This is a genomic window from Lysobacter terrae (genome assembly GCF_054782215.1).
Genome location: NZ_BAAGSX010000001.1, coordinates 1031034 through 1057113 on the forward strand (window position 1 = coordinate 1031034; position 26080 = coordinate 1057113).

Here is a 26080-nt window from a genome sequence, read left to right on the forward strand (position 1 = left end):
TCAGAACAGTTCCACGCCGCCGCTGGCGGGGGCCTTGGTAAGGCGGCCGTACAGCGCGCGCTCGACATCGACGATGCCGTCGTCGCGCGTCGACGGAAGGCGCTTTACCAGGGTGCGTCCGGTTTGCGGGAAGAAGCCGACCTTGCGTGCATGGATGTCGCCCAGGTCCTGCGCGCGTACCGGGATGTTCTCCGCGCTCAGGTATTCGAGGACGAAGCGCGCATTGCGCGTGCCGATGGGGTCGCTGTAGAAGCCGCTGAGTACATTGCCGCCGCCGAAGACCTTGGCCTGCAGCCGGTTGCGGCGTGCGCCGCGCTTGAGCAGGTCGTTGATCAGCAGCTCCATCGCGTTCATGCCGTAGCGCGCGCAAGTGGAGTCGCTGCTGTTGCCCGGCAGCATGAAGTGGTTCATGCCGCCGATCGCGAGCATGGAGTCGTAAAGACAGGCAGCGACGCATGAGCCGAGCAATGTCACCAGCGCGACCGGCTGATCGGTCGCGACGTAGTCGGCCGGCAACAGGCGGATCGCTTCGGTCTGCAAGGCCGAGTCGTAGTAACTGCCCTCTATCTGTCGATGAGCAGCTGCGGGCGGTTGCCTAACCTGGAGCATGGGAGGCGGTTTCCTTCAGCTGCATGGCGCTGCGATAGACGGTGCGGCCGCACGGGCTCACCAGATCCCCCGCGTGGTGGAAGCTCTCGGAATGGCCGGCGTACAACCGTCCTTCCGGCTCCAGTACGGGCACGATCCGCTGCAGCACCTTGTACTGCGTCGGCTTGTCGAAATAGATCATCACGTTGCGGCAGAACACCGCCGTGTAGCGGCTGTGCAGACCGTAGTCCGTGGCCAACAGGTTGAGCGGCCGGAATTCGATCAATGCCTGCAACTCCGGACGCACGCGGCAGTGCCCGGCGTTGGGCCCGGTGCCGCGCTGGAAGAACCGGCGCTTGCGCTGCGCATCGAGGCCATCGATGCGTTCCAGCGGATACACGCCGCGCGCCGCGGTCTGCAGCACGTTGGTGTCGATGTCCGTGGCGAGAATGCGCACGGGCGGGGCGAGCGTGTCGAAGGCTTCGCAGGCGGTGATCGCCAGGGAGTAGGGCTCCTCGCCGGTGGAGGCGGCGCAGCACCAGATGAGCATGGGCGCGCCGCCGGCGCGTTCGCGCCGGGATTGCGCCTGACGCAACTGCTCGGCGAGTACGGTGAAGTGGTACTCCTCGCGGAAGAACGAGGTGAGATTGGTGGTCAGCGCGTTGACGAAGGCCTGGACTTCGGCTTCGGGATCGTCCTCGACGATGTCGAGGTAGTCGCTGAAGCGTTCCAGTTCCAGTGCCCGCACGCGACGCACCAGGCGGCCGTAGACCATGTCGCGCTTGTGCGGCTGCAGGGTGATGCCCGCATGGGCATGGATCAGCTTGCAGACGCGGCGGAAGTCGCGGTCTTCGAAAACGAACGCGCGCTCGGGCGCGTTCGTTGCAGCGTTGGAAAGCGCCTCAGCCATGGCGGAAGATCAGAACTCCTGCCAATGCGAGTCGCCGCCGGCCACTGCGACCGCAGCCGGGCGGGCGCTCCGCGTCTGGCGAGTCCGCACGGCCGCAGGCTTACGCAGCGCGGCGGGCGCGGCGGCCTGCGCAGCGACGGGCTGTTCGACGGCGCGGACTTTTGCGGTAGGTGCTTCGTCGCCGAGGCGGAACACCGCCACCGTCTCCACCAGCTGCTCGGACTGCTGTTCCAGACTGCGCGCGGCGGCCGAGGCTTCTTCCACCAGCGCGGCGTTCTGCTGCGTGCCTTCGTCCATCTGGGTGATGGCGACGTTGATCTGCTCGATGCCGGCGCTCTGTTCCTGCGACGCCGCGGAGATGTCCGCGATGATGTCTGTCACGCGCTTGATGCTGGTGACGATCTCGCCCATGGTGCGGCCGGCCTGATCGACCAGCACATTACCCTGTTCGACCTTGTCGACCGAATCGGTGATGAGCTGCTTGATCTCCTTGGCCGCACCGGCCGAGCGCTGCGCCAGCGAGCGCACTTCGGCGGCGACCACGGCGAAGCCGCGGCCCTGTTCGCCGGCACGCGCAGCTTCCACCGCGGCATTCAGCGCGAGGATGTTGGTCTGGAAGGCGATGCCGTCGATCACGCTGATGATGTCGGCGACCTTGCGCGAGGACTCGTGGATGGCGGTCATCGTTTGCACTACCTTGCCGACCACTTCGCCGCCCTGCGCGGCTACGTCGACGGCACCGATCGCGAGCTGGTTGGCCTGGCGCGCGTTGTCGGCGTTCTGCTTCACGGTGGAGGTGAGTTCTTCCATCGAGCTGGCGGTTTCCTCCAGCGAGGCCGCCTGCTGCTCGGTGCGCTGCGACAGATCGTTGTTGCCGGAAGCGATCTCGCCGGCGGCGGTGCTGATCGCATCGCTGCCCAGGCGGATCTGGCCGACCACCTGCGCCAGGTGGCGCACGGTGCCATTGGCGTCTTCCGCCAGGTTGCCGAAACGGCCCGGCAGGTTGGCGTCGGCTTCGCGCGTCAGGTCGCCCTGCGACACGGCCGCCAGCAGCGTGCCGACCTCATTCAAGCCGCGGTCGGCGCTGGCCATCAGCGTGTTCAGGCCTTCGACCATCTCGCGATAGACGAACTCGAAGCGCTGCGCATCGCCGCGATGGCTGAAGTCGCCCGCGCAGGCCGCATCCACCAAACCCTTGATCTCGGCATTGACCGCCTGCATGCCGGCCTTGACCGAATCCACGGCGGCGGTGATCTGCGCCTTCTTGCCGGGCATGCGTTCGATGTCGGCGGAAAGATCGCCGCGTGCGTACCCGCTGACGATTTCGATCACACGCATCTTCACCGCGATGTGCGAGGCGACGAGCGTGTTGATATCGTTGGCCATCACGCCGAAGGAGCCGGGGAAGGCGCTGGCGTCCAGGCGATCGTCGATCTCGCCGTTCTGGTGCGCTTCGAACACTTCGCTCTGCGCTCGCGCGAAGTCGCGCAACGTGCCGACGGCGCGTTCCAGGCTGCGCGCGATCTCGTGCAGCTCATCCTGGGTGTCGACGCGGATGGTGTCGGGGAATTCGCCGCGGCCGACCCGGGCCGCGCTGGCTTCGATCGTCTGCAGCGCGCTGCGCGTGCCGCGGGTGAAGCCGACGAACAGGTAACCGGACAGTAGCAGGGCCAGACCGGCAGCCAGCGAGGTAAACAACGAACGGCGCTTCAGGCGGCCGATTTCGGCCTGCGCCGCTTTCGTGAGCGAGCGGTTCGAGGCGCTCAGCGCCGCGCCGAACGCGAGGCGCGAAGCCTCGGCGCGCGCGGCCATCACCTTCACCGGCAGCGAGGGTGTGTCCGCGTCGAGGATGTGCTTCTGGATCAGGGCGTTCTGCTTGTCCATCGAAGCGAGCGCGGCGCGCATCGGCTGGCCGAAGCTGCGCTCCAGCGCGGGCATGCCGATTTCAGCCTTTTTCAGATCGGCCTGGATGCGGCCACCGACGAACTGCTGCATGCTCTTGGAAACCGCCAGGCCGGTGCGATCGTCCACCCAGATCGCGCCTTCGCCCAGCACGCGGATGCCGACGAGGCTCTGCTGCGCCACCGATTCGCTCAGCGTGGGAACCCATTCGGCCGCGGCGCGGCCGGTGTAGTAGACGCTGGGGTCGGATGCGAGGTCGAGACCGCTGCGCTGATAGACCATTGCCATCAGTTCGTTGACCTTGTCGATCGCCGCCGAATGATCGGCGACGGCGACCGCCGCATCGGTGTGGTCGGCCGTGGCCTTCTCCCATGCGGCGCGCGCGGCCTGCAACGGCGCCTGCAGCGGCGCGTCGGGCAGCGCCTGTTTGTGCCAGGCATCCAATGCATCCAGCGCCTGTGAAGCGGCGGTGGCCGAATGGCTCAGCGCCGAGGCATCGACGCTGTCCTTGGCGATCTGGCGGACCACCAGTTGTTCGTGCTCCTGCATGGCGAGCACGGCGCTGTGCAGTTTCGCGAGGCCACCGGTGGCAGCGAACTGCTGGTGGACGCTGTCGAGCTCGTCGTTCGCGCGCACCAGGATCATGCCCGTAAGAACCGCGCAGGTCAGGGTGAAGCTGGCGCCGATCAGCAAGGCCTTCTGTCCGAAACGCAATCGCGCCATCAGCGCGATGGACGGCGCGAGCAAGCGATCGAGTAGGGAGGACGTGGAGCGAACGGACATGATGACCTCGGGGCGACGAACGGACCCGGAATGGGTCGACACCCCAGGAATCGGCGCGAGGCCGCGAAACTTTAGATAGGGCCGCCCCTAAAGAATTGCCGTCGCCGGCCGATCCCAGGGGCTCCAACCCTGCACCCACCCTGGAGTCTGCAACGATGCGTCGCCCCGTATCTCTTGTCCTCGCCACCGCGATCGCCCTGATCCTGCCGATGTCGGCCCATGCCGAACTCAAGCCGGTCAAGCGCGTGAATCCGGTCTACCCGCCTGAAGCCGCGCGTGCCGGAACCACCGGCTTCGTCGAAGTCGAGTACACCGTCGACGCCGCTGGCAAGGTTTCCAGCGTCTCGGTGGTCAACGCCAAGCCGGCGCGTACGTTCGAAAGCGCGGCCGTGAAGGCCGTGAAGCAGTGGGAATTCGCCGCCGGCGCCGATGGCCGTGGCAAGGTGCGTCTGGACTTCGCGCTGTAATCCTTAGTCCACGGGTCCGCTGAACCAGACAGGCGCGCCGGCGACGGCGCGCCTGTTTCGTTTTGGGCGCCAGTTAAAGATTCTGCGCAAGAGGCCGATGCCGGTAATGACGCGCGCTAATCGCGCGTCCCTTTGCCCAGGAGACCTCAGCCATGCGTCATCCGCTTCTCGCCGCTGCTGCGGCACTGGCGCTGGTGCTTGCCGCACCGGCCCACGCCGAGCTCAATCCGATCAAGCGCGTCGATCCCACGTATCCGCCTGAGGCGGTTAGGGCCGGCACGGTCGGCTTCGTCGAACTCGAATTCACCGTCGATCCTGCCGGCAAGGTCGCTTCGGTCTCCGTCGTGAATGCGAGGCCGGCGCGTACGTTCGAAGGCGCCGCGGTCAAGGCGCTCAAGCAGTGGCAGTTCGCGCCCGGCGGCGAGAGCCGCGGCAAGGTGCGGCTCGACTTCAAGCTGTGACGCCAGCCATATCGTGAACGCAGAAGGCGACGCAACTGCGTCGCCTTCATCGCATCCGCCTGGCCATTTTCGGCTAAGGCGCAATCTTCAGCTTGGACTTCACCGTGGTCACGCCGTGGATGCTCTTGGCCACGGCGACCGCCTTGTCCGCCTCGGCGCGCGAAGCGACCGTGCCGTTCAAGGTTACGACGCCATCCTTCGTGTCGACGTCGATCGCGGTACCCGAAACGCCTTTGGTGGCCATCAGGTCGGCCTTCACCTTGGTGGTGATCCAGGCGTCGCCGACGTGTTCAGCCGCGTCAGCGGTCGTCTTTTCGACGGGCGTATCCCGTTCTTCGCGTTCCTGTCCCTGCGCATAAGCCGGCAGCGCGCACATCGAGATCGCGAATGCCGCGGCGATGACCGTATGTCTTGTCGTGTTCATGTTGCACCTGCTCATCCGATCGAAGGCGGTCCGAACTTAGGAGGCCGACGGATAAGAGCAGGTGAAGGGGCTACGAAAACCGAGTGAACTCTCAATCGTTGGCCGCCCGCGCTGCGACAGCCGATGCGAAGCGGGGACGACGAGCCGTAGCAGCATCCTGGCGCAGCGAGAAGGCCGCGACTGTCGCCACTAGCTGAGTCGCCTGTTGTTCCAGGCTGCGTGCCGCGGCCGAGGCTTCCTCCACCAGTGCGGCGTTCTGTTGCGTGCCCTCGTCCATCTGCGTGATGGCGTGGTTGATCTGCTCGATTCCCGCGCTTTGCTCCTGCGACGCCGCGGAAATGTCGGCGATGATGTCGGTCATCCGCTGCACACCGGTCACGACCTGGTGCATGGTCTGGCCTGCACGCTCCGCCAAGGCGGAGCCTTCGCCGATCTGATTCACCGAATCGGTGATGAGCTGTTTGATCTCCTTCGCGGCACCGGCCGAACGCTGCGCCAGCGAACGCACTTCGGCGGCGACCACGGCGAAGCCGCGGCCCTGTTCCCCGGCGCGCGCGGCTTCCACGGCGGCATTCAGCGCCAGAATGTTGGTTTGGAAGGCGATCCCGTCGATCACGCCGATGATGTCGGCGACCTTGTGCGAAGACTCGCGGATCGCAGTCATCGTGGTCACGACCTGGCCGACCACAGCGCCGCCCTGGCGCGCGACGTCGGCCGCGCCGCTTGCCAGCTGGCTGGCCTGGCGCGCGTTGTCGGCGTTCTGCTTCACGGTGGAGGTGAGTTCCTCCATGGAGCTGGCGGTTTCCTCCAGCGAGGCCGCCTGCTGCTCGGTGCGCTGCGACAGGTCATTGTTGCCCGACGCGATCTCGCCCGCAGCGGTGCTGATCGCATCGCTGCCGGTGCGGATGCGTTCCACGATGCCGGTGAGCTGCGCCACTGTCCGGTTCGCGTCGCCGGCCAACTGGCCGAAGCGGCCGGGCAGGGCAGTGTCGATCCGCTGCGACAGATCGCCCGCCGCCAGCGCCGACAGCAGCGAGCCGACTTCCGTCACACCCTCGTCCGCGGTCGCCATGAGCGTGTTGAGGCTTTCGATCAGCTCGCGATAGAAGAAATCGAACCGCGTCGCATCGCCGCGCAGGGAGAAGTCGCCGGCGACGGCGGCGTCGACCAGATGCTTGATCTCGGCATTGATCGACTGCATGCCGGCCTTGACCGCGTCCACCGCCGCCGTGGCCTCGGCCTTACGGCCTGGCATGCGGTCAACGTCGCGCGACAGGTCGCCGCGTCCGTAGGAGGCGACCACATCGAGGATGTGCAGAATGGCATCGATGTGCGACCTCACCAGCGCGTTGGTCTGCTCGGCCATGCGCGCATAGGCGCCGGGGAAGCGATCGACCGGAATGCACTGGTCGATCTCGCCCAGCTCATGCTGCTCGAACATCTCGCGTTGCGCGTCCGCGTAGTCGCGCAGTACGCCGACCATCCCGCGCATGGCACCGGCCAAATGCCCGATTTCGCTATGGTCCGAAGTCGGAATACGTACCTCCAACTGGCCTTGGGCGACCGATTGCGCAACGGCGACGACCTGGGCGAGCGGCCGCACGATCGAGCGGGTGATGACGACGGCCGACGCGATCGCCAGGGCCAGGGCGATCGCCAGCATCGCGCCGATCGCCCAGAGGTTGAAGCGATAGCCCGCCTCCTGCGCCGCCACTCCGCGGTTAAGCAGGACGATGTTGTAGTCCAGCAGTTTCGCGACGGCATCGGCGGTCGCCTGGCGCAGATCGCCCGCCTGTTTCGCCGGTGCCATGTCGCCGGCCTTCAATCCTTCGACGAGGCGGCGGCTGTTGTCGAAATAGCGAGCGGCCTTGGCTTCCACGTCGGTGTACAGCTCACGCTCGTGCGCATCGACGATCTCGGCCGCGTACTTGCTGGCGAGCGTCTCGAACTCTTCCGCACCGGCCTTGAGTTCGCCGGTGTACTCGGCGGCCTTCTCCGGGTCCTGGTAGCTGGCGACCAGGCCACGTTCGCTCACACGGTATTCCGCCAACAGCGTCGCCAATCGACCGAGGTCGCGAATCGAGGGCACCGACACCTGCGTCAGCGTTCGTACGGTGTTCTGGGCGGTGCCCATGCGCTGCGCCGCGAAGGCGCCCATGACGAGGATGAGTACGGCGAGCGCGGCGAAGCCCAGCGTGAGCCGCCGGCCGATGGTGAGGTTCTGCAGCATTACTTGCTCCGGAATCAGTGGGGATGGCACACCAACTGCGTCCTGCAAGGTGCCGAGCGTCTAGTAGATCGGCGGCCGACAGCGATTCTGAACAGGTCGTTGCAACAAAAAATGCAATCGGCCGCGTTGGGCGGCCGATTAAGTGTTTTTCTCCTTCTTCTCCCCGCGTGCGGGGAGAAGATGCCCGAAGGGCAGATGAGGGGGAGCGAGCGCAGCGAGCTGCCTTTGCTTCCGACTAAGCCGCTTCCGCCACCACCAGCCCCATCTCGGTGCTGCTCATCAACCGCTCGATATCGAGCAGGATCAACATACGTTCGTCCAGCGTGCCAATACCGGTGAGAAACTGGCGATCGATGGTCGCACCGATTTCCGGCACCGCGCGGATCTGTTCGTCGGGCAGACGGACCACATCGGAGACACTGTCGACCACCATGCCCACGACGCGGTCGGCGACGTTGAGCACGATCATCACCGTCAGCGTGGTGTATTCGGCGCGCTCGAGGCGGAACTTCAGGCGCATGTCGATCACCGGCACGATGGTGCCGCGCAGATTGATCACGCCCTTGATGTAGTCGGGGGCGTCGGGCAGGCGGGTCACCGCGTCGTAGCCGCGGATTTCCTTCACCTTGAGGATGTCGACGCCGTATTCCTCGCTACCCAGGGCGAAGGTGAGGAACTCGTTGTTGCTTTCCTCTGCTGCAGAGCCGCGTGAACTGGAGTGCGGGTGGGACATGGGTGGTTCCTCGGACGTGCGGTGCGTGATGGTTGAAATGAGGGTGGGCGTCAGGCGGCGGCCGCCAGGCGCGGGATCTGCGCGAGCCCTGCCGCGTCGACGATCAGGGCGACGCGGCCGTCGCCGAGAATGGTCGCACCGGACACGCCACGGACCCGTCGATAGTTCGATTCGAGGTTCTTCACCACGACCTGGTGCTGACCGAGCAGCTCGTCGACTTCCAGCGCCAAGCGGCGGCCGTCGCTCTCTACCACGACGGCGATTGGATGCCCGTTCTCGCCCTCGCGACGTGCGGTAGACAGGCCGTACTGTTCGGCCAGGTTGATCAAGGGCAGGTAATCCTCGCGCACGCGCAGCACACGGGCTTCGCCGGCGATGGTGCGCACGTCGGATGCCACGGGCTGGAGCGATTCGACCACAACGTTGAGCGGCACGATGAACACCTCGTCGCCTACCGCGACGGACATGCCGTCGACGATGGCGAGGGTCAGCGGCAGGCGGATCGAGATGGTGGAACCCGCGCCCTGCTGGCTGCGGATCTCGACCTGGCCGCCCAGTGCGGTGATGTTCTTGCGGACCACGTCCATGCCGACGCCGCGGCCGGACAGGTCGGTCAGCTTTTCGGCGGTGGAGAAGCCCGGCGCGAAAACCAGGTCCCACACCTGCGCGTCGGACGGATTCTCCGGCACGAACAGGTTGCGCTCGGCGGCCTTGCGCAGGATGCGTTCGCGATCCAGGCCGCGGCCGTCGTCGCCGATTTCGATGATGATATGGCCGCCCTGATGCGCGGCCGTCAGCGTGATGGTTCCGGTTTCGTCCTTGCCGGTGGCGTGGCGTTCTTCCGGCAGTTCCAGGCCGTGGTCGATCGCGTTGCGCACCAGATGCACCAGCGGATCGACGATCTTTTCGATGACGCCCTTGTCCAGTTCGGTCGCTTCGCCCGACGTGCGCAGATGCACTTTCTTGCCCAGACGCCCGGCGAGATCGCGGACCATCCGTGGGAAGCGGCTGAAGGCGAATTCGACCGGCAGCATGCGCACGCCCATGACCGACTCCTGCAGGTCGCGGGTGTTGCGCTCCAACTGCACAAGGCCCGACAGCAGCGCCTCGTTGGCGACCGGGTCCAGATGCTCGGAACGCTGGCGCAGCATCGCCTGCGTGATGACCAACTCGCCGACCAGGTTGATCAGCGCATCGACCTTGCCGACGGCGACGCGGATCGAGTTGTCGTGATCGGAGGTGCGGCGGAGCGCCGCCGAGTCGGCTTCAGCGGCGGCGCCTGATGGTGTCTCCGGCAGCATCTCCGGTGTCGGAGCGGTGGCGACGGCCGCGACGCTCGAAGTCTGGATCGACAGTTCGCACTCGTCCTCGACCCAGGCGAAGGTCTCGTCGATCGCACTGCGCGGCACGCTGCCGGGCAGGGTGAGATCCCAGGCCAGGTAGGCCTCGTACGGATCCATCTGCTCGAAGTTCGGCAGACGCTGATCGAGACAGGTGACGCCCAATTCGCCATGGCTGGACAGTTCGCGCAGGATGCGCAGCGGATCGTTGCCGCTCATGAAGAGCGAAGGCGCGGGCGCGAAGCTGATGCGCCAGTCGCCCGTTGCCGGCGCGGCAATGATTTCCGACTTTGCTGCGACGGGCTTGGCTTCGCCGGAGAGCAGGCGTTCCAGGTCGCTGCGGACGCGGGCGAGCGCGGCCTGGTCGATCGCGTCGCCGTGTTCGCAACCGGCGAGCAGCCCACGCAGCACGTCGACCGACTGCAGCAGCGCACCGGTCGCGTCGCCGTCCAGTACGCGGCGGCCGCTGCGCGCTTCATCGAGCAGCGTTTCCAGCAGATGGGTCAGGTCGGTGACAGCGGTGAAGCCGAACGTCGCTGCGCCCCCTTTGATCGAATGCGCCGCGCGGAAGATGACGTTGATGGTTTCCGCGTCGCTGCGTCCGGATTCCATCGCCAGCAGGCCGCTCTCCATGGCGTCCAGGCCTTCACGGCTTTCTTCGAAGAACGCGGCATGAAAGCGGGTGATATCCATGGATGCGGAATGGCTAAGGAGTTAGGAGCGGGAAAGGCGGCTGCGACTCAGCCGAGCACTTTGCGCAAGGTGGCGACCAGCTGTTCGGGGTCGAACGGCTTGACCAGCCAACCGGTCGCGCCGGCCGCTTTGCCTTCCTGCTTCTTGTCGCCGCCCGATTCGGTGGTGAGCATAAGCAGGGGCGTGAACTTGTAGGCCGGCAGCTGGCGCAGTTCGCGGATGAGGGTGATGCCGTCCATGCGGGGCATGTTGACGTCGGTGACGACGGCATCGAATTTCCGCGTGCGGGCCAGGTCCAGCGCGGCCTGGCCGTCTTCGGCTTCCTGGACGGAATAACCGCCCGATGTCAGCGCGAAAGCGACCATCTGCCGCATGGAGGTGGAGTCATCGACGATCAGCAGTTGCGCGCTCAAGCGGGCTCTCCGGTGGGTGCATCGACGCCGAGGCTGACCGCGAGTCCGAGTTGGCGCGCAGCCGCCGCGAGGGTCGGCGAGGGCAGGGTGATGGTGGTCTGGTGGCCGCGGGCCGCACGATCGCGAACGAAGGCGTGCAACAGCTGCAGGCCGGCCGCATGCACGCGCTGAACGTATTCGCCGTCGAGCGCGAGCGGTTCTTCGTCTCCCAGATGCGGCTGCAATGCGGCCTGCAGGTCGGCGACGCACTCGATGCCTAGGTCGGTTTGCAGCGTGAGCTGGGTCATGGCGAAGGTGCAGCGGGAGGAGTCGTATGGGTTAACGGCAGTGACGGGAGGGACTTGAGGAACCTCACCCGCCAAACAACGCCCCCGCATCCAGCAGCACCGTCGGCGTCGCGCCGACGCGCGCCACGCCGACGATGGGGCCGCGGGCGCTACCGGGCAGCGGCGGTTCGATACGGTGCTGGGCGAGCGTCACCACGTCTTCGACCAGCGTGACCAGCACGCCGATCAATTCGTCTTCGCGTTCCACGACCACGATCCGGCTGCGCTCGTCCGGCTGCACGCAGGCCGTGCCCAGCCACAGGCCGAGGTCGAACACCGGCACGATGCGGCCGCGCAGATTCATCACGCCGAGTACGGCGTGGTTGGCGCCGCGCATGGCGACGATCGGTGCGACGCGGACCACTTCCTGCACGCATAGCAATTCCAGCGCGTAGCTGTCGCTGCCGATGGCAACGCGCAGCCAGCGATGCGTGGTCTGCGGGATAGTGCTCGCCCGCGGCGAAGCGGCTACTTCGGTAGGCGCAGCGGTAACTCTGGCCGCAGGCGCTGCGGGCGGTTTGACTTCCGCTGTCACCGACGGGGCGGCAGGCGGCGCGACGACGGCGACGGGTTCGATCGCGCTTCCCAGCAGGGCGTCGACATAGTCGTGAACCTCGTCGAGTACCGCTTGCGTACTCATGCCGCCTGCCTTTGCGATGCGTCAGACTGCGCCAGCAGCCAGGTAAGGGCACGACGGTAGGCATCGGCGCCGCGTCCGGCGGGTGGCGTGGCGGCGGTCAGCGCATGGACATCACGCAGGCGCGTGTCCACCGGCACCGCGTGCGGCCAGACGCGGCCTTCGTAACGGTCGTGCAGCAGATCCAGGTTGTGGATGCCCGCGCGGGTGCGTCGGTCGTACAGCGTCGGTATCACGAATCCGGGCAGGGGGCGGCGGCGCGAACGCTCGACCATCTCGGCCGTGCGCAGCATGTCGGCCAATCCGTGCAGTGCGAGCTGGTCGGTCTGCGTGGGCACGACCAGGCGATCGGCCGCGGCCAGCGCGTTGATCATCAGCAACCCCAGCGTCGGCGGACAGTCGAGCAACGCGTAGTCGAAGAGACTGTGGACGCCATGCAGGGCACGGCCGAGCGCCAGACCGAGTCCTGGCTGCGTGGCGCCGCGCCGTTCCAAGGTCGCCAGCGCGGGTTGCGCGGCGACCAGCTTGAGTCCTTCGATGTCGGTACTGCGCGCCAGCGAAGCCAGCGTCGCACCGCTGTTGCCGAACAGGTCGTGCGTGCCCGCGGGCGGCGGATTGGCCGGCACGTCGAAGGCACGCGTCAGCGACGCATGCGGATCCAGATCGATCAGCAACACGCGATGGCCGGCCTGCGCCAGGCCGCGGCCGAGAAACAGGGTGGTCGTGGTCTTGCCCACGCCGCCCTTCTGATTGGCGATCGCCCAAACCTGCATGTCAGCCGGCTCCGGGTTGCGTCGTGGCGTCGGTCGCAACCGCTGCGCGCACGTTGTGAAGTGCACCGCGCTGCGCCGGCAAGGCGATGACGGTGGACGTGGAAGTCGTGGTGTGGGCGCCATAAGGTGCGCGCGCCTGTGTGCCTGAGATGTCGGCTGCGCCGGTCGGTGCAGCGGGCTGCGGCGCGGGCGCCTCGAAGGCGATGGTCGGGCCGGAGTCGGTGATCGCATCCGGTCCGGCCGGTGCCGCCAGGATCACCAGCAGCACGCGGCGATTGGCGTTGCGGCCCGACTCGGTGGCGTTGTCGGCGATCGGCTGGTATTCGCCATAGCCCACGACGGCGAGCCGCCGCGGCTGGATGCCTTCGTCGATCATCGCGTGCACCACGCTGGAGGCGCGCGCGGACGACAGTTCCCAGTTGGAGCGGAACAGCGGCGTGCTGATCGGCTGGTCGTCGGTGTAGCCCTCCACGCGCAGGGCGTTGGGTTCGCTGCGCAGTACGCCGGAGAGCTTGCGCAGTGTCGCCATCGCGACCGGACTGGGTTCGGCCGCGCCGCTGGCGAAGAGGATGTCGCTTTGGATCTCGACTTCCAGGTAGTTGTTGCCGCGACGCACGGTGACCAGGTTCTGCCGGACCAACTCGGACAGCGCATCGTGGATCTGGCGGCCGAGCGAGTTGAGCTGGTGTTCGCGCGCCATCGCCACTTCCTTCTCCTTCGCCCGCGCTGCGGCTTGCTGCTGCGACTGGCCGAAGGTCGGCATTTCAAGCGACTGCTTGATGCGCACGAAGTTGACCGGACTCGCCGAAGCCGGCCCGTTCTTGGCCGCGGCGGTCTGCATCGAAGGCCGGTCGAAGGAGGAGCCGCGCAGCTGCGTCTCCCCCAATTGGATCGGCGAAATCGTATGCGGCGGCCCGCCGAAAGCGGACGACAGCGCATCGGCCAGCACGCGGTACTTGCCCTCGTTGACCGACGAGATCGCGTACATCACCACGAAGAAGGCGAGCAGCAGCGTGACCAGGTCGCCATAGGGAATGGCCCAGGCTTCGTGGTTCGCGTGTTCTTCGTGGTGATGCTTGCGCGCCATGGCGGTGGACCTAGAGGTAACCGCTGAGGCGCGCTTCGATATTGCGCGGGTTTTCGCCCTGGGCAATGGCGATGAGACCTTCCACGATCATCTCGCGTTCTTCGGTCTGCGCGTTGACCAAGCCCTTGAGCTTGCTGGCGATCGGGAGCAGGGCCAGATTGGCCGAACCGATGCCGTAGATGGTCGCCGTGAACGCGGCGGCGATGCCGTGGCCGAGCTTGCTGGGGTCGGCGAGGTTCTTCATCACCGCCATCAGGCCCAGCACCGCGCCGATGATGCCGAGCGTCGGTGCATAAATGCCCATGCCTTCGAAGACCTTGGCCGCGGCGAGATCGCGCGAACTCTGGCCGTGCAACTCGATCTCCAGCATCTGCCGGATGGATTCGGGCTCCAGGCCATCGACCACCATCTGCAGGCCCTTGCGCAGGAACGGATCCTGTTGCGCCTGCACCTGCGCTTCCAGGCCGAGCAGGCCCTGCTTGCGCGCGGTCGTCGACCATTCCACCAGTTGCGCGATCATCGCGCGGCGATCGTGCGCCGGCGGCCGGAACACCCAGCGGAACATCGCCATCGCGCGCTTGAAGGTGTGGATCGGGGTCTGCAGCAGGATCGATGCGGTGGTGCCCAGGATGACGATGACGAACGCGGCCGGCGACCACAGGCCCGACAATCCTGCGCCCTTCAGTACGCTGCCGCCGCAAAGTGCGGCAATCGCGAGCACGAGTCCGATTACACTGAGTCTGTCCATATGAGCGCGTTATCGGCCCGTCAGTGGTGAACTTGATGCGTCTGGGCCGGATGCCCAGGCGGCACGGCGAGAAGACTGTGTGTTCTCGCGCAATCCCGTGCGCAGCAGCGCGTCGACGTCGAGGATCAGTGCCATGCGGCCGTCGCCGACCAGGCTCGCGCCGGCGTAGCCGGGCAATCCGCGCAAGGTCGGCGGCAGCGCCTTGATCACGACTTCCTCGCGGCCACGCACGCGATCGACGGCGAGGCAATAGCGTTGCTCGCCCGATTGCAACACCACGGCCGTAACCAGCGGCAGGGCGGCAGGCGGCAGGCCCAGCCACTCGCGCAGGCCGAGCAGGGGCGTCGGCTCCTGGCGCAGGTCGAGCATCGGCTGGCCGTCGATCGATAGCGCGGCAGCCGGATCGTGCGTGAGCACTTCCACCACCCGCACCAGCGGCAGGGCGTAGACGTCGCCTTCGATCTCCACCAGCAAGGTCGGCAGGATCGCGAGCGTCAGCGGCACGCGGATGCAGAAGCGACTGCCTGCGCCAACTTCGGAATGGATTTGCACCTGGCCGCTGAGTTCGCGGATCTTGGATTGCACGACGTCCATGCCGACGCCGCGTCCGGACAAGTCGCTGACTTCGTTGCGGGTCGAGAAGCCGGGCAGGAAGATGAGCTGCAGGCACTCCTCGCCGGTCAGGCGCGCGGCGGCCTCGACGGTGATCAGGCCCTTGTCGACGGCGCTGCGGCGGATCTTGTCCGGATCGATGCCGGCGCCGTCGTCGCGCACTTCGATGTTGACGTGGTCGCCTTCCTGCTGCGCGCTCAGGCGCACGCGGCCCTGTTCGGGCTTGCAGGCGCGGCGGCGCACGTCGGGCATTTCGATGCCGTGATCGATCGCATTGCGCACCAGGTGCACCAGCGGATCGGCCAGGGCTTCGACCAGGTTGCGGTCGAGCTCGGTGTCGGCGCCGACGACTTCCAGTTCGACATTCTTCTTCAGTTGCCGGGCGACATCGCGCGCGAGCTTGGGGAAACGCGCGAACACGCGGCCGACCGGTTGCATGCGTGCGGTCATCACCGCCGATTGCAAGCGTGAAGTCGCCACGTCCAGCGCGGCGACGGCACGATCCAGATCGTCGTCGCGCAGCCGCGGGCGGATCGTCTTGAGGCGATTGCGGGCGAGGACGAGTTCGCCCACGAGATTCACCATCGCATCCAGGCGGCGCACGTCGACGCGCACGGTGGCGTCCGCGTCGTGCGGCGTGGCGGCAGGCGCGGCTTTTGGTGTGGCGGGGTGGTCGCTGTGGGGCGCTTGCACGGGCATTGCCGTCGCAGCTGCGGGGGCGGGTGCCGCTGCGGCTTGCAAACCATCGAGCAATGCTTCGAATTCGAGGTCGTCGATGGTTTCGCCGCCTGCGGCGAACCTGGCGATGGCGTCTTCCGCGGCGGCATTCATGTTTGCAGTCGGCATCGCCGGCACAGACGAAGGACGCATGCCGGAGCGCAACGCCGCGATCAATTCCGGCGGCGCCAGATCCAGCGGAGCGCCCGAGGCCACCGCCTGCAACATGTCGCTCAGCAGGTCCAGAGCCTGTTGCGCGCCGTCGAAGGCCGGCGCATCAAGCGGCACCACGCCGCTGCGCGCCGCGTCCAAACGATCCTCGGCCGCATGGCAGATCTGCACCATCGGCACCAGGTCGAGGAAGCCTGCGCCGCCCTTGATCGTGTGGAAGCCGCGGAACACCGCGTTGAGACAGTCGCGATCGGTCGGTACCTGTTCGAGCACGACCATCTGCTCGCCGAGCTGGTCGAGAATTTCGCGCGCCTCGATCAGGAAATCGGCGCAGATGTCGGAAGCCAGAGCGGACACCTGATCACAACCCCAGCGAGGAGAGCAACTGGTTGGCGTCGTCCTGCGTCGTCGCCGGCGCATCGATGCCGGATTGCGACGGACCGAATCCGTGCGAGGACAAATGCAGCGGCTCGGCCGCGATGCTCGCGGACGCGGCTTCGCCCAGGCCTGCGTGCACCGTGCGCACAAGCTGCACGACGCGGCGGATGATCTGGCCGGTGAGATCCTGATAGCCCTGCGCCGCGGTCATTTCCGAGAAGCGGGCGCGGATGCCGGCGATGGTGGCCTCCACGTCCTCGTCGATCGACGTGGCGGGCACGGTGCCGAGCAGCACGCCGCATTCCTGGATGAGATCGAGGGTCTGGTGGCTGGCCACTTCGCTCATCTGCACGACGTGCTCCAGGCGCGCGCAGGCTTCCGGTAGGGCACCGCCCTCGGCCGTGCCGACACCCTGGCCGCCGAGCGCCTGGTCGAGTTCGCGCGCGAGCCGCGCCAGTCCCTGCACCAGCGGCTGCGTGCGCCACTGGATGAGTTCGTCGACATGCGCGCGCCAGCCAGTGCTGTCGTCGGCTTCCAACGCGTCGAGCGCCGCGTGCAGGCACGCGATCACGGCCTGGCGGTCGCCTATGCGATCTTCCTGGCGTCCATCCAGTGCCGGCACCGCATTCACGCCGCGGCTCCCAGGCGCTCGAAGATCTTGCCGAGCTTGTCGCCGAGCGTCGCCGCGGTGAACGGTTTGATGACGTAGCCATTCACGCCGGACTGCGCGGCTTCGATGATCTGTTCGCGCTTGGCTTCGGCGGTGACCATCAGCACGGGGATCTTCGACAGTTGCGAGTCGGAGCGGATCGCCTTGAGCAGGTCGATGCCGGCCATGCCGGGCATGTTCCAGTCGGTGATCACCAGATCGAACGGTCCCTTGCGCAGCTCGACCAGCGCGGTGTTGCCGTCGTCCGCTTCGGCGGTATTGAAGAAGCCCAGGTCGTTGAGCAGGTTCTTGACGATGCGCCGCATGGTCGAGAAGTCGTCGACGATCAGGATGCGGATGTTCTTGTCCATGCGGGGTCTCGTGTAGCGGCTGAAACTGGGTGGGAATGTGGATGGAAGCGAGAGCTCAGACCGGAAGGCCGTCGTCCTCGTCATGGCTGCCGTGCCAATCGCCCAGGCGTGCGCGCAGGCGCACCATGGCCTGGCCGTGGATCTGGCACACGCGCGATTCGCTGACCGACAGCACCGCGCCGATCTCGCGCAGGTTGAGTTCCTGTTCGTAGTACAGCGACAGCACCAGGCGTTCGCGCTCGGGCAGCTTGCCGATGGCGTCGGAAAGCGCCTGGCGGAAGGCGTCGTTCTCGAATGCGCGGGCCGGAGTCGCGGTGGACGCCACGGACAGGCGCGGCTCGCCGTCGTGCTCTTCCATGTGCGCATCCAGGCTCACCAGCTGGCCGCGTGCGGCGTCCTCGACCATGTGGTGGTATTCGTCCAGGCTCACGCCCAGCGCATCGGCGACCTGCTGCGCGGAGGCCGCGTTGCCGGTGCGCTGCTCGATGTCGCGGGTCGCTGCCACCAGATCGCGATAGCGGCGATGCACGGAACGCGGCACCCAGTCGCCGCGGCGGATCTCGTCGATCATCGCGCCGCGGATGCGGATGGACGCGTAGGTCTCGAAGGTGGCGCCCTGGTCGGACTGGAAATTGCGCGCGGCGTCGATCAGGCCGAGCATGCCGGCCTGGACCAGATCATCGATTTCCACGCTGGCCGGCAGGCGCGCGGCGAGGTGATGCGCGATGCGGCGCACCAGCTCGCTGTGCCGCTCGACGATGTCGTGTACGGAGCCTTGTTGGTTGGCGCGGTACTGGGCGGCGGCGCTGGCGTTCATGCGGCGGCGCTCCGGGTGGCGCTGTTCGCCGGGGTCTGGCCGAGCAGGCGCTCGAGGAAGAATTCGACGTGGCCGCGCGGCGCAAGCGGCGACTGCCACTGCCGCGAGCGGCGTGCGATGTCGCGGAAGGCGAGCGCGGACGGGCTGGACGGGAAGGCGTCGACGACGGATTCCTGGCGCTGCACGGCGCGGCGCAGCCACTCATCGCGCGGAATCGCACCGAGATAGCTGAGGGTCACATCGAGGAAGCGTGAGGTGACGCGTTCCAGTTTCTCGAACAGCTGGCGGCCTTCGATCGGATGCTGCACCTGGTTGGCCAGCACCTGCACGCGGGAGACGCCGCGTTCGCGACTGAGCACTTTGATCAGCGCGTAGGCATCGGTGACCGAGGCCGGCTCGTCGCAGACCACGACGACCACATCCTGCGCGGCCTGGCAGAACGTCAGCACGCCGTCGGCGATTCCCGCCGCGTTGTCGACCACCATGGTGTCGATCGCCACGTCGAGTTCGCAGAAGGCATGGACCAGGCCGACGTGCTGTTGCGGCGTCAGCTCGGTCATATGGCGCTTGCCCGAGGCGGCCGGGACGATCATCAGGCCGTTGGGGCCTTCGAGCACGGTGTCGCGCAGCTCGCAGCGGCCGGCGATGACGTCGGCAAGGGTGAAGCGCGGCGACAGCCCGAGCATGACATCGACGTTGGCCAGGCCCAGGTCGGTATCCAACAGCAAGGTGCGCTGGCCGGCGTTGACCAGGGCCGCCGCGAGATTGATCGACACCGACGTCTTGCCCACGCCGCCCTTGCCGCTGGCGACCGCGATCACACGGGGTGCGGCGGTCTGCGCGTTGGTCGGTTGGGAGTCAGGCAAATGCATGGCGATCCTCTATGGCCAAAGGGTTATCGGCAGCACCCGGGGATTTCTCCAGTGCCAGTTTTGGGGCGCGCTCTTCGCTGGAGCGCTGGTTGGCGTGCCGCTCCTGCACCTGCCGCCGCAGCGCGTCGGTGAGCGCGTCGGCGCTGGCGGCGTCCAGGTCGTCGGGCACCTGCTGGCCGCTGCACAGGTAGGCGAGCGGGAGCTCGTTCTGTACCAGCACCGAGAGCGCGGAACCCAGGCGGCCGGATTCGTCCAGCTTGGTGAGCACGGCGCCGTCGGGAGCGGCGGGGCGGTAACGGCGGACGATTTCCGCCAGGTCGTGCGGATGGGCGTTGGCCGGTAGCACCAACAGGCTGCGCAGGCGGCTGGACGAACGCAGCCACAGGATCTGCCGCAGCAGGGCACGGTCGCGCACGCCGTAGCCGGCGGTGTCGACCAGCACGAGCGGGTAGTCGGCCAGTTGATCGAGCGCGCGGCCGAGCGTGTCGCTGCTGTCCGCGTCGCACACGGTCACGCCCAGGCGACGGCCGAGCGCATGCAGTTGTTCGCGCGCACCGGTGCGTTCGCCATCGATGCTCACCAGCGCCACGTCGCGGGCGCGATGGCGGGCGGCGAAGCGCGCGGCCAGCTTGGCCGCGGTGGTGGTCTTGCCCGCGCCGGTCGGACCGACCAGGGCGATCACGCCGCCCTCGTCGATCGGTTCGCTGTGAGTCAGGCGCAGCGTGCGTACCAGCCCGGCGAGCATCGGCTCGTGCACATCGGCCGGGGCGATGCGCGGATCCAGATCGGCGGCCACCGCCTGTGCGATCGCGGTATCGCAGCCCAGGCCGAGCAGGGTTTCGAACGCCTCCGCACGCGCCGGCGAACCGCGCAGACGTTCCAGCGAGAGCTGTTCCATCTGCCGTTCCATCAACTGGCGCATGGTCGCCAGTTCGCGACGCATGGCGAAGATGGCGGGATCGGCTTCGTTGCTGTCCACCGCGACGGCGTGCAGCAGGCGCGGCGCGGAAACGAGGGAGGCCGTCGGCGCGATGGCTTCGCCGGCATCGCAGGCCGCGACGGGCGCCTGGCCGGTCGCGAGCGAAATCAGATAGTCGGCGTCGCTTTCCTTGGGCTCGGCGCGGGCACTCACGCTGTCCGATACCTGGGGCGTCTCGATGACGTCGGACGCGGCGGTATCCGCAGCGACGAGGGTTGCAGCCTGCGGTGCGGCCAGTTCAGCGGGTTGCGCGGGTGCAGGCGGATTGAAGGCCGCCATCATCTCTTCGAAGCGCGTCGCCGGGTCGCTCGGCTTCGGTGCGGCTTCGGCGGGCGCGCTCGGCGCCGGAGCGGAGCCCGCGGTGAGTTCAGCCAAGGTCGGGCCTTCGTCCGCATCCGCTGCATCACCGATGCGAAACATCGCGCGAGCGCGCGACATCAGCGATGGCGTCGCGGAAGCGAACACCGGTGTGGTTGCGGTGGTGGCGATGCATTCGGGCTTGAACACCGCAGCGGCCGCTGCCGCCTTGGGCGCAATGACGGCGTCTGCCACCGGTGCATCGGCGGCCGCGCCCGTGGCCATTGCCGCCGCCTGCGGGCTCAGCTTCACCACCGCAGCAGGCGCAGCGGTTTCCAATGCCGGTGCCGCGGCGCGCAGCGCCTGCGCTACCAGCGCCTCGTCGTAGTCGGTGGCGGCGACGACCTCGATGCCGTCGGCCGTGGCGCGATTGGACAGGATGACCGCATCCGGGCCCTGTTCGTCGCGCACCATGCGCAACGCGGTGCGCATGTCAGGAGCGGTGAAGCGTTTGATTCGCATGGTTACGGGCCGTGATGTCTAGTTCGTGCTTCTTGTTTCAACCGATCGCTCCCACCAACCGCAGCCGCTTGTCCTCCGGCACCTCGCCGTAGGCCAGCACCGACAGCGACGGGATGCTGTGGCGTACCAGCCGGGCGATCGCCGCGCGGATCCCGCCGGGGACCAGCAGCACCGCGGGTTCGCCGCGGCTCTCCTGCCGGGTCACGCAATCGCTGAGGTTCTGGTGCAGCCGCTCGGCGAGTCCGGGTTCCAACGCGGCGCCCTGGCCGCTGACCGACTCCTGCAACACCCGTTCCAGCGCCGGCGCCAAGGTGTAGACGGGCAGTTCCGCCGCCAGGCCGTTGAGTTCCTGGACGATGAATCGGCCCAGCGCGGTACGTACCGCGGCGGTGAGCAGGGCCGGATCCTGCGTGTGCGCGCCGTGTTCCAGCAACGCTTCGACAATCTGCCGCAATTGCCTCACCGGCACGCGTTCGGCCAGCAGCGATTGCAGCACCTTCACCACCACCGACAGCGGCAGCAGCTTGGGCGTCAAATCCTCGACGAGCTTGGGCGCGCCGCGTCCGAGAGCCGTCAGCAGGTGCTGGACTTCCTCGTGGCCGAGCAGTTCAGCCGCGCGCTCGCGCACCAGGTGCGACAGATGGGTGGCGACCACGGTCGCCGCATCGACGACGGTGTAGCCCAGCGACTCGGCATGAGCGCGCTGGTTCGGGTTGATCCAGACGGCTTCCAGTCCGAACGCGGGGTCCTTGCCCGGAATCCCTTCGATCGGCCCGAAGACGCGGCCGGGATCCAGCGCGAGTTCCCGGTCGGGATGCAGGTCGCCGCTGGCGATGGGCACGCCGTGCACCAGAACGCGGTATTGGTTGGGCGCCAGTTCCAGGTTGTCGCGCACGTGCACAGCCGGGATCAGAAAACCGACGTCCTGCGTGAGCTTGCGGCGCACGCCCTTGAGCCGCGCGAGCAGTTGTCCGCCCTGCGCCTTGTCGACCAATGCGATCAAGCGGTAACCGACTTCCAGGGCGAGGGGTTCGACCGGACGGATTTCGTCCCAGCTCAACTCCGTGGCACCCGGGTCGCTGGGCTGTGCGGCGGCGTCGGCTTCCGGCGCCTGCGCCTCGCGCAACGAGCGCTGACGCAGCTTCCACGCGGCGAAGCCGAGCACGCCGGCAAGCAGCAGGAACGGAATGTTCGGCATGCCCGGCACTACGCCGATCAGCCCTAGTAGGGCGGCGGCGACCGTCATTGCGCGTTGGTGGCCGAACAGCTGGTGCGACACCGCCGAGCCCATTTCCTGCTCGCCGGTGGAACGCGTGACCAGCATCGCGGTCGCGGTGGCGATCAGGAGCGCCGGCAGCTGCGCGACCAGGCCGTCGCCGATCGCCAGCGTGGTGTAGGTCTGCGCGGCCGCGCCGAAGCCCAGGCCGTGCTGCAGCATGCCGATCAGCAGGCCGCCGACGAGATTGATCGCGAGGATCAGGATGCCGGCGATCGCGTCGCCGCGAACGAACTTGCTGGCACCGTCCATCGAACCGTAGAAGTCCGCTTCGTCGCGGACTTCCTGGCGACGCAGCTTGGCGTCTTCGCGGGTGAGCAGGCCGGCGTTGAGGTCGGCGTCGATCGCCATCTGCTTGCCGGGCAGGGCGTCGAGGATGAAGCGCGCCGACACTTCGGATATGCGGCCGGCGCCCTTGGTGACCACGACGAAGTTGACGATGGTGAGGATCGCGAACACCACGATGCCCACCGCGTAACTGCCGCCGATGACGAACTGGCCGAAGGATTCGATGACGTGGCCCGCGGCGCCCGCACCCTCGTGGCCGTGCAGCAGCACCACGCGGGTGGAGGCGACGTTGAGCGCCAGCCGCAGCAGCGTGACCAGCAGCAGCACGCTGGGGAAGATCGAGAATTCCAGTGGCCGCTTCACATAGACCACCGCCAGCATCACCACCAGCGACAGCGCGATGTTGATGGTGAACAGGGCGTCCAGCAGCATCGGTGGCAGCGGCACCACCACCATCGCCAGCATGGCCAGCACCACCAGCGGCGCGGCCACGCCATTGCGCAGGCCGGCGGACAGGCCGCCGGCGTTCACGGGCGCCGCGCTCACGGTGTCGAATCCTTGACGTCAGGGTCGGCGGCCCCGTCGGCGCCGACGTCGAACTCGGTCAGCGTCGGCATCGGGCCACGGCCCGGCACCCAGGCCCGCAGCTGGTACACGTAAGACAGGACTTGTGCGACGGCGGCGTAGAGCTTCACCGGGATCTCCTGGTCGACCTTGGCCAGGCGATACAAGGCGCGTGCCAGCGGCGGCGCTTCGACTATGGCGATGCGGTGCTTGCCGGCGACGTCGCGGATCGCCAGCGCCATTTCGTCGACACCCTTGGCGATGACCTTGGGCGCGCGCATGGCGCCGGCGGTGTACTTGAGCGCGACCGCGTAGTGGGTCGGGTTGGTGATGATCACGTCGGCGGTGGGCACCGCTTCCATCATCCGGCGGCGCGACATCTCGCGGGCGACCTGGCGCACGCGCGCCTTCACTTCCGGATTGCCTTCCGATTCCTTCAGCTCGTCGCGCAGCTCCTGCTTGGTCATCTTCAAGCGGCTGCGATGTTGGAAGTGCTGCCAGGGCACGTCGATGGCGGCGAGCACGCCGAGTGCCCCCACCATCGCCAGCAAGGCAGACGAGGCCAGTCCGACGCCTTCGGAAACCGCCACTTCGAGCGAAGCCTGCGGCAGGGCGATCAGGGTGTCGAAGGCGCGATACACCATCCAGCCGCCAATGCCGCCGATCAGCAGCACCCGCAACAGCGAGCGGACCACTTCGGCGACGCTGTCGCGCCCATACATGCGCTTCAAGCCATTCAAGGGATTGAGCCGGTTGATGTCCGGCTGCAGCGCGGCGCCGGCAAAGCGCAGATTGCCCATGATCGCCGGCGCGGCCAGGCAGGCGACGAGCGCGGCGGCGAACAGCGGCAGCATCGGCACCACCAGCCCGACCAGCAGGGAGGCGGCGTGCGGCAGCAGGCGGTCGGGCGCGTCGATCAGGGCCGGGTCGAGGCTGAGCGCATCGCGCATCCAGTCGCGCGAGGCGCTGCCCAGGCTTCCAGCCGTCACCTTCAAGGCGAGTACCGCGCAGCCGAGCACGGCGACGTTGGCCAGTTCGCGCGAGCGCGGAACGTCGCCGCGTTCGCGGGCCTCGCGCAGCCGTTTTTCTGTTGGCTGTTCGGTGCGGTCTTCGTGGTCGGCGGCTTCGCTCATCACGGTCTCCTAGGTGAGACCGCGGGCAACGGCGAAAGCATTGTCGAACAGTTGCTGTACCGGCGCCTGCAATTCCCGCGACAGCAGCATCAGCAGCGCCAGGCCCACCAGCAGCGACACCGGCAGGCCGATCGCCATCGGATTGAGCTGCGAAGCCGCGCGCGCCAGCACGCCGAAGGCGATGTTCACCGCCAGCAGCGCCATGGTCACCGGCAGCGCGAGCAGCACGCCGGCACGCAGGGTGGTGGAGAAGAACATCGGCACCGCGGCGAGCAGCGCCTGGCGATCGGGCAGGACGGCGCCGATCGGCAGGCCTTCGTAGCTGCCGGCCAGCAGGCGCACCAGCGCGAGATGCCCGTCGAGGGTGAAGAACAGCAGCGCGAACACCAGATAGAACCACTGCGACAGCACCGGCGAAGACGCGCCGCTGAGCGGGTCGGCCATCGTCGCGAACGACAGGCCCATGCCTTGCGAGACGAATTCGCCCGCCAGCTGTCCGGCTTCGAATGCCAGCCGCAACAACAGGCCGATGACGAGGCCCACGGTGACCTCGCGGAATACGCCCAGCACCGTCGCCGCATCGACGCCCATCGGCGGCGGTGTCGGCAGCACGGTGGAGATCGCGCCGGCCATCGCTAGCGTCACCAGCAGCCGCGCGCGCACCGGCATGCCGCGTCCGCCGAGCACCGGCAGCACCTGCACCGCCGCGCCGATGCGCAGCGCGTACCAGAGCACCGTGCCGAGCAGGGCGAGCAGGTCGACGCCGGTGGCGCTGGCAAGGGTGACGGAGTCCATCTCGACCGCTAGCCCGTCAGCCGATCAGCTGCGGAATCCGCTGGAACAGATCGGTGGTGAACGACACGAGCCGGCCCATCAGGAAATGCCCGGTCAGGCCCAGCGTCGCCACCAGGGTGAGGGCCTTGAAGACGAACGCGATAGTGGGCTCATTGATCTGCGTGGCGGCTTGGACGATGCCGACCAGCACGCCGATCGCCAGCACCGCCAGCAGCGGCGGCGCGCCCAGCATCAGCGCCAGCTGCAGGCCACGGGCGATTTCGTCCAATGCGGTTTCGGGGCTCATTGATTCGCGCTCCCTAGATCGGGTTGAAGCTGGAGGCGAGCGAACCCACGACCAGGACCCAGCCGTCGACCAGCACGAACAGCAGGATCTTGAACGGCGTGGAGATGAGCATCGGCGAGAGCATCATCATGCCCATCGACATCAGCACGCTGGCGACGACCAGGTCGATGATCACGAAGGGGATGTAGATCAGAAACGCGATCTCGAACGCCGTCTTGAGCTCGCTGGTCAGGAACGATGCGGCGAGCACGCCGAACGGTACGTCCTGCGGCGTCGCGTAGGGCCCGCTATGGGACAGGCCGGCGAACGTCATCAGATCGTTCTGCCGCACCTGCGCCAGCATGAAGGCGCGGAAGGGTTCGGAGGACGCGGTCCACGCGGTCTTGAAATCGATCTGATGATCGAGATACGGCGAGATGCCGTTCGCCCATGCCTGGTCGAACACCGGCGTCATCACCATCGCGGTGAGGAACAAGGCCAACGCGAGCAGCACCTGGTTGCCCGGCGTCTGCCCCGTGCCCAGCGCCTGCCGCAGCAGGCCCAGCACGATGATGATGCGGGTGAACGCGGTCAGCCCCATCAACGCCGCCGGCAGCAGGGTGATGCCGGTCATCAATGCCAACACTTGCAGCGGCATGCTCACCGGCTGGTTGCCGATCTGGCCGACAGTGACCGACGGCAGCGGCTTGGAGGCTGCAGGCGCGGCAGTTGCTGCAGGAGCAGGAGCCGCAGTCGCCGTTTGCGCGGCCGGAGCCGCCGCACGCGCTTGCGCCACCGCGGTGCCGCTCATCAGCAGCATGCCCAGTACGAGCATCACCAGCGCCATGCTGCGCATTGC

The 26080-nt window shown here is 67.4% G+C and carries 25 protein-coding genes and 2 pseudogenes; 2 read left to right on the forward strand and 25 right to left on the reverse strand.

All coding sequences use genetic code 11. The features are described from left to right. Genes cheD through ACYVJ8_RS04985 form a run of 3 tightly spaced genes read right to left on the reverse strand, consistent with a single transcriptional unit; the run spans position 1 to position 4183 of the window. Complete coding sequence (gene cheD / locus ACYVJ8_RS04975) at positions 1–609, reverse strand: chemoreceptor glutamine deamidase CheD (RefSeq protein WP_460709887.1); 609 nt, start codon at positions 607–609, stop codon at positions 1–3. Beyond that, entirely contained in the window at positions 596–1498 is a 903-nt protein-coding gene (locus ACYVJ8_RS04980; protein ID WP_460709889.1) for a CheR family methyltransferase, read from the reverse strand. Before ACYVJ8_RS04980 ends, cheD begins: the two co-directional genes overlap by 14 nt. A 9-nt stretch (positions 1499–1507) precedes the next feature. After that, positions 1508–4183 carry a methyl-accepting chemotaxis protein gene (locus ACYVJ8_RS04985; protein WP_460709891.1) on the reverse strand — a complete coding sequence of 892 codons (2676 nt, stop codon included), beginning with the start codon at positions 4181–4183 and terminating at the stop codon, positions 1508–1510. Positions 4184–4338: 155 nt separating this feature from the next. Here ACYVJ8_RS04985 and ACYVJ8_RS04990 point away from each other — a divergent pair, with 155 nt between their 5' ends. Both ACYVJ8_RS04990 and ACYVJ8_RS04995 read left to right on the forward strand, forming a co-directional pair. Continuing rightward, positions 4339–4650, forward strand: coding sequence for an energy transducer TonB (locus tag ACYVJ8_RS04990; RefSeq protein ID WP_460709893.1), 312 nt, complete (start codon positions 4339–4341; stop codon positions 4648–4650). 152 nt (positions 4651–4802) lie between these two features. After that, a complete protein-coding gene (locus tag ACYVJ8_RS04995) occupies positions 4803–5111 on the forward strand; it encodes an energy transducer TonB (protein WP_460709895.1) in 309 nt (102 codons plus the stop codon). Between the two features lie 73 nt (positions 5112–5184). Here the strand turns inward: ACYVJ8_RS04995 and ACYVJ8_RS05000 are convergent, their stop codons facing one another. The 22 genes and pseudogenes from ACYVJ8_RS05000 to fliP all read right to left on the reverse strand — a co-directional run bounded on the left by ACYVJ8_RS05000 (position 5185) and on the right by fliP (position 26077). Then, positions 5185–5550: a BON domain-containing protein gene (locus ACYVJ8_RS05000; protein WP_460709897.1), complete on the reverse strand. Its 366-nt coding sequence runs from the start codon at positions 5548–5550 to the stop codon at positions 5185–5187. Positions 5551–5671: 121 nt separating this feature from the next. Further along, a pseudogene (locus ACYVJ8_RS05005) lies at positions 5672–6886 on the reverse strand (methyl-accepting chemotaxis protein); the annotation flags it as partial. Further along, a pseudogene (locus ACYVJ8_RS05010) lies at positions 6887–7765 on the reverse strand (MCP four helix bundle domain-containing protein); the annotation flags it as partial. 235 nt (positions 7766–8000) lie between these two features. Next, entirely contained in the window at positions 8001–8498 is a 498-nt protein-coding gene (locus ACYVJ8_RS05015) for a chemotaxis protein CheW (protein WP_460709899.1), read from the reverse strand. Positions 8499–8548: 50 nt separating this feature from the next. Beyond that, positions 8549–10531: a chemotaxis protein CheW gene (locus ACYVJ8_RS05020; RefSeq protein WP_460709901.1), complete on the reverse strand. Its 1983-nt coding sequence runs from the start codon at positions 10529–10531 to the stop codon at positions 8549–8551. 47 nt (positions 10532–10578) lie between these two features. Beyond that, positions 10579–10944: a response regulator gene (locus tag ACYVJ8_RS05025; RefSeq protein WP_460709903.1), complete on the reverse strand. Its 366-nt coding sequence runs from the start codon at positions 10942–10944 to the stop codon at positions 10579–10581. Then, complete coding sequence (locus ACYVJ8_RS05030; RefSeq protein ID WP_460709905.1) at positions 10941–11231, reverse strand: STAS domain-containing protein; 291 nt, start codon at positions 11229–11231, stop codon at positions 10941–10943. Before ACYVJ8_RS05030 ends, ACYVJ8_RS05025 begins: the two co-directional genes overlap by 4 nt. A gap of 64 nt (positions 11232–11295) precedes the next feature. Beyond that, the gene (locus tag ACYVJ8_RS05035; protein WP_460709907.1) at positions 11296–11910 is read right to left on the reverse strand and encodes a chemotaxis protein CheW; all 615 of its coding nucleotides are present in this window, start codon (positions 11908–11910) and stop codon (positions 11296–11298) included. Further along, positions 11907–12680 (reverse strand): ParA family protein, encoded by a 774-nt coding sequence (locus ACYVJ8_RS05040; protein ID WP_460709909.1) that lies wholly within the window; start codon positions 12678–12680, stop codon positions 11907–11909. The genes ACYVJ8_RS05035 and ACYVJ8_RS05040 overlap by 4 nt, the downstream gene beginning before the upstream one ends. Before the next feature lies 1 nt (position 12681). Further along, positions 12682–13767: a flagellar motor protein MotD gene (gene motD, locus ACYVJ8_RS05045; protein WP_460709911.1), complete on the reverse strand. Its 1086-nt coding sequence runs from the start codon at positions 13765–13767 to the stop codon at positions 12682–12684. A gap of 10 nt (positions 13768–13777) precedes the next feature. After that, positions 13778–14515 (reverse strand): flagellar motor protein, encoded by a 738-nt coding sequence (locus ACYVJ8_RS05050; protein WP_460709913.1) that lies wholly within the window; start codon positions 14513–14515, stop codon positions 13778–13780. A gap of 9 nt (positions 14516–14524) precedes the next feature. Next, the gene (locus ACYVJ8_RS05055) at positions 14525–16372 is read right to left on the reverse strand and encodes a chemotaxis protein CheA (RefSeq protein WP_460709914.1); all 1848 of its coding nucleotides are present in this window, start codon (positions 16370–16372) and stop codon (positions 14525–14527) included. 4 nt (positions 16373–16376) lie between these two features. After that, positions 16377–17024 carry a protein phosphatase CheZ gene (locus ACYVJ8_RS05060; RefSeq protein WP_460709916.1) on the reverse strand — a complete coding sequence of 216 codons (648 nt, stop codon included), beginning with the start codon at positions 17022–17024 and terminating at the stop codon, positions 16377–16379. After that, entirely contained in the window at positions 17021–17413 is a 393-nt protein-coding gene (gene cheY / locus ACYVJ8_RS05065; RefSeq protein ID WP_460709918.1) for a chemotaxis response regulator CheY, read from the reverse strand. Before cheY ends, ACYVJ8_RS05060 begins: the two co-directional genes overlap by 4 nt. Before the next feature lie 55 nt (positions 17414–17468). After that, the gene (locus ACYVJ8_RS05070) at positions 17469–18230 is read right to left on the reverse strand and encodes an RNA polymerase sigma factor FliA (RefSeq protein WP_460709920.1); all 762 of its coding nucleotides are present in this window, start codon (positions 18228–18230) and stop codon (positions 17469–17471) included. Further along, on the reverse strand, positions 18227–19102 hold the full coding sequence (locus ACYVJ8_RS05075; protein ID WP_460709922.1) for a MinD/ParA family protein: 876 nt from the start codon (positions 19100–19102) through the stop codon (positions 18227–18229). The genes ACYVJ8_RS05070 and ACYVJ8_RS05075 overlap by 4 nt, the downstream gene beginning before the upstream one ends. Continuing rightward, positions 19089–20900 (reverse strand): AAA family ATPase, encoded by a 1812-nt coding sequence (locus ACYVJ8_RS05080; RefSeq protein WP_460709924.1) that lies wholly within the window; start codon positions 20898–20900, stop codon positions 19089–19091. The genes ACYVJ8_RS05075 and ACYVJ8_RS05080 overlap by 14 nt, the downstream gene beginning before the upstream one ends. 37 nt (positions 20901–20937) lie before the next feature. Next, positions 20938–22995: a flagellar biosynthesis protein FlhA gene (gene flhA / locus ACYVJ8_RS05085; RefSeq protein WP_460711047.1), complete on the reverse strand. Its 2058-nt coding sequence runs from the start codon at positions 22993–22995 to the stop codon at positions 20938–20940. 11 nt (positions 22996–23006) lie between these two features. Further along, positions 23007–24161 (reverse strand): flagellar biosynthesis protein FlhB, encoded by a 1155-nt coding sequence (gene flhB / locus ACYVJ8_RS05090; RefSeq protein WP_460709926.1) that lies wholly within the window; start codon positions 24159–24161, stop codon positions 23007–23009. Between the two features lie 9 nt (positions 24162–24170). Beyond that, the gene (gene fliR / locus ACYVJ8_RS05095) at positions 24171–24956 is read right to left on the reverse strand and encodes a flagellar biosynthetic protein FliR (RefSeq protein WP_460709928.1); all 786 of its coding nucleotides are present in this window, start codon (positions 24954–24956) and stop codon (positions 24171–24173) included. A 16-nt stretch (positions 24957–24972) separates the two neighbouring features. Then, positions 24973–25242 carry a flagellar biosynthetic protein FliQ gene (locus ACYVJ8_RS05100; protein ID WP_460709930.1) on the reverse strand — a complete coding sequence of 90 codons (270 nt, stop codon included), beginning with the start codon at positions 25240–25242 and terminating at the stop codon, positions 24973–24975. Between the two features lie 13 nt (positions 25243–25255). Next, positions 25256–26077 carry a flagellar type III secretion system pore protein FliP gene (gene fliP, locus ACYVJ8_RS05105; protein ID WP_460711049.1) on the reverse strand — a complete coding sequence of 274 codons (822 nt, stop codon included), beginning with the start codon at positions 26075–26077 and terminating at the stop codon, positions 25256–25258. Between the last annotated feature and the right edge of the window lie 3 nt (positions 26078–26080).